General features: G+C 55.9%; 8 protein-coding genes. 7 read left to right on the top strand and 1 reads right to left on the bottom strand.

What is annotated here, in order from left to right; genetic code table 11:
* Positions 1 to 915, bottom strand: a 915-nt coding sequence (folD, locus tag NZ823_15815) for a bifunctional methylenetetrahydrofolate dehydrogenase/methenyltetrahydrofolate cyclohydrolase FolD (protein MCS6806593.1), incomplete at its 3' end; no start/stop codon positions are given.
* A gap of 259 nt (positions 916 to 1,174) precedes the next feature.
* On the opposite strand from folD, the gene NZ823_15810 reads away from it, so the two are divergent.
* The 7 genes from NZ823_15810 to NZ823_15780 all read left to right on the top strand — a co-directional run bounded on the left by NZ823_15810 (position 1,175) and on the right by NZ823_15780 (position 11,686).
* On the top strand, positions 1,175 to 2,203 hold the full coding sequence (locus NZ823_15810; GenBank protein ID MCS6806592.1) for a rod shape-determining protein: 1,029 nt from the start codon (positions 1,175 to 1,177) through the stop codon (positions 2,201 to 2,203).
* A gap of 9 nt (positions 2,204 to 2,212) precedes the next feature.
* Entirely contained in the window at positions 2,213 to 3,085 is an 873-nt protein-coding gene (mreC, locus tag NZ823_15805) for a rod shape-determining protein MreC (protein ID MCS6806591.1), read from the top strand.
* Between the two features lie 148 nt (positions 3,086 to 3,233).
* The gene (mreD, locus tag NZ823_15800) at positions 3,234 to 3,776 is read left to right on the top strand and encodes a rod shape-determining protein MreD (protein MCS6806590.1); all 543 of its coding nucleotides are present in this window, start codon (positions 3,234 to 3,236) and stop codon (positions 3,774 to 3,776) included.
* 6 nt (positions 3,777 to 3,782) lie between these two features.
* Positions 3,783 to 6,035 (top strand): penicillin-binding protein 2, encoded by a 2,253-nt coding sequence (gene mrdA / locus NZ823_15795; protein MCS6806589.1) that lies wholly within the window; start codon positions 3,783 to 3,785, stop codon positions 6,033 to 6,035.
* 21 nt (positions 6,036 to 6,056) lie between these two features.
* Positions 6,057 to 7,184 (top strand): rod shape-determining protein RodA, encoded by a 1,128-nt coding sequence (gene rodA, locus NZ823_15790; protein MCS6806588.1) that lies wholly within the window; start codon positions 6,057 to 6,059, stop codon positions 7,182 to 7,184.
* Positions 7,185 to 7,500: 316 nt separating this feature from the next.
* The gene (locus NZ823_15785; GenBank protein ID MCS6806587.1) at positions 7,501 to 9,927 is read left to right on the top strand and encodes an Rne/Rng family ribonuclease; all 2,427 of its coding nucleotides are present in this window, start codon (positions 7,501 to 7,503) and stop codon (positions 9,925 to 9,927) included.
* A gap of 94 nt (positions 9,928 to 10,021) precedes the next feature.
* Entirely contained in the window at positions 10,022 to 11,686 is a 1,665-nt protein-coding gene (locus NZ823_15780) for a ribonuclease J (GenBank protein ID MCS6806586.1), read from the top strand.
* The last annotated feature ends 111 nt before the right edge of the window (positions 11,687 to 11,797 follow it).

Below are 11,797 nucleotides of genomic sequence, written 5' to 3'. Positions count from 1 at the left end.
TCCACGTCGTTGTTTTGCTGCTTGCACCGTGTTTTTCATCAGCCGCGCAATCGTCAGCGGGCCTACGCCGCCAGGCACTGGCGTCAAGTAGCCGGCTACCGGCGCAACAGAACGGGGGTCAACATCACCGATAAGCGTATAGCCTTTTTTCTCGAATTCAGCCAAGCGTTTTTCATCCTGGCCGAAGATGCGTTCGATTTGAGCGCGGTCCGTTAACTGGTTCATGCCGACATCAATCACGACTGCGCCAGGCTTGACATACTCGGCCGTAATCATGGCTGCGCGCCCAATGGCGCACACCAAAATGTCAGCCTCGCGGGCGACGCTCGGCAGATGGGGCGTTCGTGAATGGCACACGGTGACCGTCGCGTTGCGGTGCATGAGCAACAACGCCATCGGCTTGCCTACGATGTCGCTTCGTCCGATGACGACCGCGCGCCGGCCCTCGATAAGGATATGGTAGCGATCGAGCATATCCATGATGCCGGCTGGCGTGCAGGGAATCAACGTTGGGCGATTTTGTACCAGCTTGCCGACATTGTATGGGTGGAAACCGTCCACGTCCTTGGCCGGATCAACAGATTCAAGAATCTTGTTGGCGTCAATGTGCGCCGGCAGCGGAAGTTGAATCAGGATGCCATCAATCTCGTCGCGACGGTTCAATGATGTGACCAACTGCAAGAGTTGCTCCGTTGACGTTTGTTCGGGTAATTCATGTTTCTCAGAAAAGATGCCCAGTTGCTGACAGGTATTAACCTTGCTGTTGACGTAGACGCGCGAAGCCGGATTGTTACCGGTGAGCACTGCTGCCAAGCCCGGTTGCAGGCCACGAGTGGCTAACTGCTCGACTTCTTGCGCGACTTCTGCTTTGATCGTTGTTGCGATGGCCGTGCCATCCAGGATGTGTGCTGTCATGGTACTCCTGTTGATGAATGCTCCACAGAGGAGCGTAGTTATAATCGGGCTGTGAAGGGTTGGCAAGGAGAGTCTGTGCCTGTGTCGAGATCGTGAGCTGCGCTGCGCGGTGAAATTTCTTGATTATTTCTTCTGATGACCGGCGCAAGCAGTTGAATCAAGTCAGGCCTTATGATACAGTTCACGTCTGTAGGGCTATGAGAGAAATGCGACGTTGCCCAGACATCACTTATGAGGAAGGAGAAGTGCCTTGCCGTCTATCTTTCGTATTTTTTCCAACGATTTAGCCATTGATTTAGGGACGGCCAACACGCTCGTTTACGCCAAGGGACGCGGTATCGTTGTCAGTGAGCCTTCAATCGTAGTGGTCAACAAAGTGACGCATAAGGTCGAAGCGGTGGGCAAAGAAGCCAAGGAGATGCTTGGACGTACGCACTCGAACATTGTGGCCATCCGTCCGATGCGTGATGGGGTCATCGCCAATTTCGAGTTGACCGAGATCATGTTGCAAAGTTTTATTCGCAAGGCCCACAATGGGCGCTCGTGGGTCAATCCGCGGGTGGTCATTGGCGTGCCGGGAGAGATCACACAAGTGGAGCGCCGCGCCGTCATTGATGCGGCCTATCGGGCTAAGGCCAGCGATGTGTACTTGGTCGAAGAATGTATCGCGGCTGCCGTCGGCGCCGGCCTGCCGATTACCGAACCGTCGGGCAACATGATTGTGGATATTGGCGGAGGGACAACCGATATTGCTGTCATCTCGCTATCGGGTATTGTCTATTCCCGCTCGGTGCGCGTGGCCAGCAATGAAATGGATGAGGCGATCATCCAGTACATTAAACGGAAATACAACTTGCTGATTGGCGAGCGTACAGCCGAGCAGATCAAGATCGAGCTCGGTTCGGCATATCCCTTAGACGAACCCCTCTCGATGGAAGTGCGGGGCCGTAGCTTGATTGAAGGTGTGCCCAAGACGATCGTCATTAACGACGAAGAAGTCCGCGAGGCGTTGGCTGAGACCGTCACCACGATTGTCAATGCCGTTCGGGTGGCGTTGGAGCGGACACCGCCGGAACTGGCCGCCGATATTGTGGATCACGGAATTGTGCTCACCGGCGGGGGCGCATTGTTGAAGAATTTGGATAAGCGTTTGAGGTTGGAGACCAGTGTGCCGGTCATCATGGCCGAAGACCCGCTCTCATCGGTTGTGTTGGGGGCCGGGAAAATGTTAGACGATATTGATCTGCTCAAACGTGTGTGCACTAACCTCGAACGGCTTGAATACTAAGTCGTTGTCATGACCACCGGCAAACGACCGGGTCACCACGTCGTGCTAGCGTTGATTGGCTTACTGAGCGGCCAAATGCTGCTGATGTCGTTTTATGCACGGCAGCCTGAGACGGGGCAATCCTTCTTTCGTGTGTGGATGATGACCGTCGTCGCTCCGTATTTGAAGACCGTTGGAGCCGCCTTTGGCGATGCCGTTCATGTCTGGCAAAACTATGCTGATTTGCGCCGCTCCAAGCAGGAGGTTGAGCAGTTACGCCGACAACTGGCACAAACACAGTTGGAATTGCACCAACTGAAAGAGGCGACACGCGCTGCCACGCGACTGGACACGCTGGCTCGCTATCAACAAACGCAGATGGGCAGCAGTGTAATAGCTCGGGTGATTCAACGGGACGTGTCGGGTTGGTTTGGAACGATTTTGATTGATCGCGGGCGACGCGACGGAGTCGCTCATAACAGTGTGGTGATGACGCCTGAAGGCTTGGTCGGTCGTGTGATTGCCTTAGGGCCGTCGGTCGCACAGGTGCAATTGATTACCGATGAGCGCAGTGGAGCGGGCGCTGTGATCGGGGTGATTGGCCAATCGCGCGCGCTCGGTGTTGTCGAAGGCAGGAATGAAGCTCTATGCAAGATGCGCTATGTGCCCGGTCGGGAGATCGTCCCATTGGGAGAGATCGTGTATACATCCGGGCAGGATGGCATCTATCCGCCGGGCATTCCTATTGGACGCATCATCGCAGTGCAAAAGGGATCGGTCATGGTGTCGCATGACATCACCATCGAGCCGTTGGCGCCATTGGCAAAATTGGAAGAAGTCATTGTGTTGTTGAGTCGTCCGAGCAAAATTGAGTTAGATAGTTCGGTGGCGGCGGACAACTGAATGGAATGAGGCATGAGGCGAGGGACGGGGCTGCATCTAGGGCGCGCCACGGGCTGCGATGCCAGCCGGTAAGTTGGCGCGGGATGTGGCGGCACGTATCATCCTGGCTCGCTTCAACTGAAGCGTCGAGGGCCTGCTGGCGGGCGGAGTGAGCGTAACGAAGATCATTCTATCAACGATCGCGGCATTACTCATCCAATTACTCGTGTCGAGTTATCTGCGTTTTCCATCGTTCAATTTGAGCCATCTGGACCTGGTCTTGATTGTGGTTGTCTATAGTTGTTTCGGACGGGACCCGCTGCGCTCCATGTTACTGGGGGCTGGGGCTGGGCTGGTACAAGACAGCTTCTCCGGCGGGATTCTTGGAACACAAAGCTTTTGCAAGACGGTGATCGCGTTCTTGACCGGATCGCTCAGTGTTCGCTTTGCGCTGGATAGCCCGTTGCTCCGGCTGTTTGTGATGGCTGGCGCTTCTATCCTTCATGGACTGATTTTCGTCGGTCTTCACTCGTTGTTCGGTGTGTCGTTAATCGAGCCGCCTGTCCAAGAAAATTTACTGCGCCGGTTGGCTTGGCCATTGCTGGCTAATTTTATTGGTGCCATCATTATCTTTCCCCTGCTAGACCGGTACATGACAGGGCGGGCAGGGCGACGCGAACGTCGAACGGTTCGATTAGGGCAGATGAGGTAGTGCAGTATGGACCTCAAATTGAATGAATTGGCGGAAAAGGCTCGGAAAGTGAACGAGGGCCATCGTCTGGCCATCATTCAATATGGGTTAGTGCTGTCATTCGTTGCCATTATTTTGCGCCTGTGGTCGTTGCAGGTGATCCACCATGAGGAGTACCTGAAGCGAGCCGAGAACAATCGGCTCAAGACACTGCCTATCCTGGCGCCACGCGGGTTTGTATTTGACCGCGAAGGTCGCGTCCTGATCGAGAACAATCCGAGTCTGACCATCATCATGAACCGCGAAGAAGTGCAAGCTCGCGGTCGCACGGTGATGGAGGTGGTCAATGAACTGAAGATTCGTGGATTGGCGTTGGATACCGATCTGATTAGTGGCTATATGAACGCGGTCAAGCGGCGGCCCTCGTGGTATCCGATCGTGATTAAGGAGAATGCAACCACGGCTGATGTGGCCTGGGTTCGAGCGCATCAACTGGAGTATCCTGAGCTGGACATTGTCGAGCAACCGATCCGGCGCTATCCTGACGGGCCATTGCTGGCCCATGTACTTGGTTACGTCAGCGAAATTTCTCCGCAAGAATTGGAGCAGCCCGAATTCAAGGATTACCGTCCAGGCGATATTATCGGAAAAGCCGGCATCGAGAAATACTATGACAGCTTGTTGCGCGGCAAAGATGGCATGCGTCGCGTGGTGGTGGATAGCACAGGCCGAGAGATTGAGGAACTGGACCGAGTTGACCCCGTGCCAGGGCGCGACCTGCGCCTGACTATTGATCTGGATTTGCAGCGCGTGGCGGAAGAACAGTTAGCAGACCGCCGTGGCGTGGTCATTGCGATGGACCCACGCAATGGTGAAATTCTGGCGATGGTCAGTCATCCGTCATTTGATCCGAATCTCTTCTCCCAACGCATCAAAACGCCTGCCGGTAAAGAGGAATATCAGGCGCTGCTCCGGGATCGCCAGTTGCCGTTGTACAACCGCGCCATTCAAGGCACTTATCCGAGCGGATCAACCTGGAAGCCATTGATTGCTGTGGCCGCGTTGGAAGAGCGCGTGATTACCCGACAGGATTCGCGTATTTTGTGTGGCGGCGGCATTCAAATCGGCAATCGCTTTACCCGTTGCATGGGGTCGCATGGCGCTCCTGATGTGCATAACGCGTTGCGCGTCTCCTGTGACGGATACTTTTACCGGCTCGGCTTGAAGCTCGGCGTGGATCGCATGCATGAGTGGGTCAAGAGCATGGGACTGGGGCAGCGTACCGGCATAGACTTACCTGGCGAGCGTGAAGGCATCATTCCAGGACGCCATGTCAAGCGGCGCAATCCGAGAGACCCCGAGTGGCGCGATCACGATACGGTCATCGCTTCTGTTGGACAAGGCGCTGTCGCCATCACACCATTGCAATTGCTGCGCGCCTATGCCGGCATTGCGATGGGTGGTGTGCTTCACACGCCGCATCTACTGTTGGAAGTTGGCGCGCCAGGACCGCGCACGCCGTATCAAGATGATCGTCCGCTCAGGATTCGCATGAGTAAGGAAACGCACGAGCTTGTGGCCAAGGGACTGTGGGCTGTGGTGAACGAGGGTGGAACAGGCACGCGCGCCGCCGTCAAAGGCTTCGATGTGAGTGGTAAGACGGGCACGGCGCAGGTGGTGGCGCTGCACAAAACCCGTGGCGAGTTCAAGGATCATGCCTGGTTCGCGGCGTTTGCCCCGCTTGACAAACCAGAGATCGCCGTTGTGGTGCTGATTGAAAACATTGGCTTCGGTGGGACGCACAGCGCGCCAGTAGCGGGCGCCATTTTTGAAGCCTACTACAGGAAACATCATGCGCCACCGAGCCAGACACAGATCGCCCAACGAGACCAGGCAAACACATCTTCTTCGGCAGCCCGCTCGGGCGTGACGACATCAGTGCCGGCCAACGCAGCCAGGCCCACGACACCCTCTGCATCGCCGGCCGCCGCCACTGCTGCTCCTGCTCGCGCTGTCAAGCCGCCGCTGGTTCCGGCAACTGCTGCATCCGCTGGCAGAGGTTCGTCCAGCAGCGTCAACAAACCATCGCAAGCTGGCGCGGCGAGCGGTAATCGCGCATATAGCACAGGCCGCAGGCAGAGCAACGTCGCTGCTGCGTCGGCTTCAACATCGAGCGCATCTGCTGCCAGCCCTAAGCCAACGCATAACAATTCATCAGGCGCGACGACCAAGCATCGTCCACGGACGGTGACTCAACAAGCGCGCAGGGGGCAGAGGTAAGTTGCATAGACAGGGAGACAGATGGGACGAATCAGATCAAAGTTGTTGACAGATTTTGATTGGTGGCTGCTATTGATGGCCTTGGCGCTGGCCGGCTTCGGCATTGTGGAGATTCACAGTGCGCAGCCGGAAGAAGGCTATTGGTATCGGCAGACCATCTGGGTCAGTCTCGGTCTGGTAGGTTTCTTTGCCGTCACGTTCTTGGATTATCGGCGCATTGTGGCGCGGGCATGGAGTATCTATGGAATGGCCATTGCTTTACTCATCTTGGTGTTATTTGTAGGAGTGGAGGTCAATGGCGCGCGGGCGTGGTTCCGTTTTGGATTCTTCAATTTTCAGCCGTCGGAATTGGCCAAGCTGGCGACCATTCTGGCGGTGGGTGGATTCATCGCCAAGGTGCGCGAGCAGAGGAAGAAGAAGAAGGACAAAGAACAATACTTGTCCTTGCGGGAGTTGGCATTTGTCATTGGCATTGGATTGTTACCTGTGTTCTTGATTATGTTACAACCGGATCAGGGCACGGCCCTGACCTTTTTCCCTGTCTTAGCAGGGATGATTCTTGTTGGCGGTGTTCGGCCGCGGTGGATCGTGGCGGCGATCGTATTGATGGCAATAGTCATCGGTGTTGGCTGGCATTTTCGTAGCCATTTTCTCAAGCCGTATCAGTTGCAGCGGATTGATGTCGTCTTGCATCCAGACAAGGCAGACCCGCGCAGCTATGGCTACCATACCATGCAGTCGAACATTGCTGTTGGCTCAGGGGGCATCCTGGGCAAAGGGATTATGCGCGGCACGCAAAGCCGGTTGAAGTTCCTGCCTTATCCGCATACGGACTTCATCGCCGCCGTGGTGGCGGAAGAGACCGGCTTTGTCGGTATGTTGTGCATGTTAGGAGTCTATTTATTGATGCTCATGCGTATGCTGAGCCATGCCGAGCGTTCACCTGACCAGTTAGGGATGATGATCGTGACGGGTGTGACCTGTTTAGTGGGATTTCATGCCGTGATCAATTTGGGCATGGTGGTCGGGCTATTGCCGATCATGGGAATTCCGCTGCCGCTGCTGAGTTATGGCGGCTCATCCATGATTGCCACGTTCTTGGCGTTAGGACTGGTGGCGAACGTGCGGTTTCATCGGCATGTCAATTAGTCGCTGGTGAGTGGTCAAGCGATGTAGAACGGATGGGTAAGTCCTTATCGAGATGATTGAACGAGCTGCATCCTGAGGTTGCCGAAGACAACGCGCCATCCTCGTCGTTCAGTCTGAAGCAGAACTGATTACAGAACGACTGAGGATCACAGGATGACCCAAGCCGAGCTGTGTGATGCGCCAGTTTACTGGTGGCGGTCGCCAGCCGGCGCGCAGACGTTTCTCCAGGACGCGAGCATCCGCGGCGTGTGAGACACAGCACGCCAAAGCAAATTCCTACCCGGTTGATCACGCACCAGCAGAGGAGAAAACGAGCATGGCGAAAGAGATGATTATCAGTTCCAATGGGTTTGAACGAAAGATTGCCATCCTTGATGATGGTGTGCTGACTGAATACTATGTCGAACGCGTTGATGAAGAAAGCGAAGGCATGGTCGGCAATATCTACAAAGGGCGTGTGACGAAGGTGTTGCCCGGCATGCAGTCGGCCTTTGTGGCCATTGGCCTGGAACGCGACGCCTTTTTGTACGTGGCCGATGTGTTTGAAGGGGAAGAGATCGAATTTGAAGAAACACCCCCACGCGAGGTCAAGCAGCCGGCTCCCGCCGCCAAGAGCGCGTTGGCCGAGAGTGAAGAATTAGAGAAGATCAGCGATGAAGAGGTTGAAGGAATTCTCCAGGCCATCGCAGAAACAGAATCCAAGCAACCATCAGGCCAGACCGATGTCGCCTTGGCATCGGGCCGCGGCTTCGATGATCGCGTGGCCGAGTTGATTGAGAGCCTTGTTGATGATCTGCCCGAACCAACGCTCTCGGCTGAAGACGGCGACGAAGAAATCCTTGCATCAGAAGTTGATTTGAAGTCAGCGATCATCGAAGAAAAATTGATCGAAGCTGTTCATCAAGAGGAAATGAGTGACATCCTCGGTGAAGAGGCGGTGCCGACTGAAGCGCCGACGGCGACCGAAGCGCCGACGGCGACCGAAGCGCCCAGTGAGCCTTCCTTGTCGGACGTGCGTGTTGGCTCGCTCTGGGCGCAATGGTCTACTGATGAATCGTTGGAGCGCGTGGTGGATGAACCCGAACCGCCATCTGCTGATGACTCGGCGCTCATCCGTTCCGATGTGCCAGAGGCCGAAGCAGCGCCGACACCGTTGGGTGCGCCGGAGGCCACATCGTGGTCCGAGGTCGCCGAGGCTGCCCCTGCTGCGCCCATGGCGTCAGTTGCCGAGGATCAATCCTCAGCTAGAGCTCCTGAAACGAACGTATCGCCCATGTCACATGCTGTCGTGGTTGATGAGCCAGATGACTCAACCGAGCGTGGCCAGCAGGCCGCAGATGACGCCGAACGCGCCCCAGACGCGCCGGAGCCGGTGCTGGAGGATGGCAAAGCAGCCGTTCGCTACCGCAAGCCGCGCGCCGAATTTGCCGCCCATCGCAAAGTGAGACGTCGTCGCACGCTGGACCGTGCACGATCACCCGTTGAGACGAAAGAGGCGCCTGAGCCCAGTTCGTCCAGCACATCAATGCCCACCATTGCTGAACTGTTGCACGAAGGGCAGGATATTCTGGTGCAGGTGGCCAAGGAACCGATCGGCGCCAAGGGCGCGCGCGTCACCTCACACATTGCGATCCCCGGACGCTATGTTGTCTACATGCCGACAACGGAACACATCGGCGTCTCGCGTCGGATTCCTTCCTACGTCGAGCGCGGGCGACTGCGCAAACTGGCCGCGAAGATACGTGCCAAATTGAAGGCCACTGGCGGCTTTATCGTGCGCACGGCAGCGGAAGGCTGTGAAGAAGAACAGTTGCAGGAAGACATGAAGTACCTGGTGCGCGTCTGGACAGACATCCGCCAGCGAAGCGAAAAAGTCAAAGCGCCCGCGCTGCTGTATCGTGAAGTGGATTTGGTGCAACGTATCTTGCGCGACCGACTGTCGGACGATTTCACCGCCATTCGCGTTGATAATGAACAGGACTATGCTCAGATTCTCAGCTTTGTTGATCACTTCCTGCCTGAGTTGGTGAGCCGCGTCAAGCTCTACACGCGCTCAACACCGATCTTTGAACACTACGGCGTTCAATCGGAGATCGAAAAAAGCATTCGCCCGCGCGTGTGGCTCAAATCTGGCGGCTACATTGTGATCAATCAGACGGAAGCGCTGGTTGCGATTGATGTCAATACGGGCAAGTTCGTCGGCAAAACAAATCGGTTCGAGGATACGATTACGCGAACCAATATGGAAGCGGCCAGAGAAATTGCCCGACAAATTCGGCTGCGCGATCTAGGTGGCATCATCGTGCTGGACTTCATTGATATGGAGGAGCGCAAGAATCGCCAGAAAGTCATGCAAGTATTGGAAGAAGAGTTACGCCGTGACCGCGCGCCGGCCAAGGTTCTTTCGTTTAATGACTTCGGCTTAGTGGCGATTACGCGCAAGCGGGTCAAGCAGAGCCTGGAACGCACGCTGTGTGAGCCATGCACCTATTGTCATGGCAGCGGCATGGTCAAGTCGCCGCAGACGGTCTGCTACGAGATACTGGATGAAGCACGCCGGCTCAGTGATGAGGTCCAAAAGGGGCAGGAAGTCGTCTTGCGCGTGCATCCGGTCGTGGCGCAGGCGCTACATGACCGCTATCGTCGCGTGCGCGAAGCGATCGAGTCGTACCTCAAAGGCAGAGTCAACATTGAAACGGACCCGCTCATGCACCAAGAGCAATTCGACCTAGCCATTATCTGAGCATGCTGAGCGATAAAGGCAAAGAACAAGCCGCCAAGCAGTTTTTTGATTTATCGCTCCTCATGCGCACACCATCATTGAATCAGAGGTCGTTGTGAACGCGAACAAATTGGAACTCATACCACTGGGTGGACTCGGTGAGTTTGGCATGAACTGCATGGCGTGGCGGTACGGCGAGCAAATGATCTTGACGGACATCGGCATGATGTTCCCTGATGAAAGCTTGCCGGGCGTGGACGTCGTCATTCCTGATCTCACGTTTATTCAAGAGCACGCCGATCAATTGAAGGCCGTTGTGCTCACCCATGCTCATGAAGATCATGTGGGTGCATTGCCGTATTTGCTGCGCCTGGTCAATGTGCCCGTTTATGGCGCCCGATTCACCGTAGCGATGGTCGAGCCCAAGTTGGCCGAGCATGGATTGCTGGCCCGCGCCCGGTTGCATCCGATTGAGCCGGGTGAGCGCGTGCGCATCGCCCCGTTTGAGGTGGAGTTCGTGCGCTCGACACACAGCACAATTGACTCACTGGCTGTGGTGATTGACACGCCCATCGGCACGCTGGTTCATGCGACCGACTTTAAGATTGACGAGACGCCGGTCATCGGTCTTCCGATGGACATCGAACGTTTACGGCAGATCGGCGATCGTGGTGTCTTGTTGGCCTTGGTTGATTCCACCAATGTTGAGCGACCTGGTCGCACGCCATCGGAGAAAGCTGTGATTCCGGCGTTTGAGGAAATTTTTGAGACAGCGCCAGGCCGCATCATTGTCACCTGCTTCGCCTCCTCAATCCATCGCATCCAGATCGTGTTGGATTTAGCCTACGACTACGGTTGCAAAGTCGCTGTGGCCGGGCGCACCATGCAACGGGTGATTGACTCGGCGATGGCCGAACGCTATCTGGATGTGCCGCCCAACCTGATGATCCCGTTGCATGCCGTCAAGGAATTCCCACGCGACAAAGTTGTGCTGCTGGTGACCGGCTGTCAAGGCGAGCCAATGGCCGCGTTAGCCCGTATGGCGACGGAATCGTACAAGCAAATTCGTATTGAACCGGGCGACACCGTCGTCTTGTCAGCTCGCATTATACCAGGCAATGAGAAAGCGGTTTCACGGCTGGCCGATCATATCTATCGGCGTGGTGGCCGCGTCATTGATGAGACGGTCTGCGGTGTGCACGTCTCTGGGCATCCGTGTCAAGAAGACCTGCGGCTGTTTCTGCAAGCGACGCGGCCTCGTTATCTCGTCCCGATTCACGGAGACTATCGCCGGTTGTGCCGGCACAAGGAGTTTGCTGTCTCATTGGGATTCGATCCTGATCGCATCATCGTCGCGGAAAACGGTCAGGTCATCGAGGTGGATGAGCAGCGCGCCCGACTGAGTCAGGAGCGCGTCTTTGTCGGACGAACGTTGATTGATGAAGCGGGCTATGAAGAGGTCGAAGATTTGATCATCCGCGACCGGCGCCATCTGGCCGAAGATGGTTTCGTCCTGGCGATTGTGATGATCAACGAGGTGACCGGTCACTTGGAGGATGTCCCGCAGATCATCACGCGCGGCTTTATCGGCGCTGGCGATGGCACGGATTTGTTGGAACAAGCCCGTCAGGTCGTCATCAACACAGTCGAGGAATCTTCACGCGATGAAAGCACCGATTGGGCTGTGATGAAAGAGAAGATTCGCATTGCGCTGAAACGATTCATCACGAAACAGACCGCGCGCTATCCGCTCATTATTCCTGTGATCATTGAAATTTAGCGGTCACCGACTAACCATCGGCTTGTGTGGTCGCGTGGCTCGTGGGGCAGGCAATGAGTGCGTCAGCATCAATGAACGGAGAGCTATCATGAACCAGGAGGCAACGCAGCG

The organism is Blastocatellia bacterium (assembly GCA_025054955.1).
GTDB lineage: Bacteria > Acidobacteriota > Blastocatellia > HR10 > J050 > JANWZE01.
This window is presented reverse-complemented; position numbering and strand designations above follow the sequence as displayed.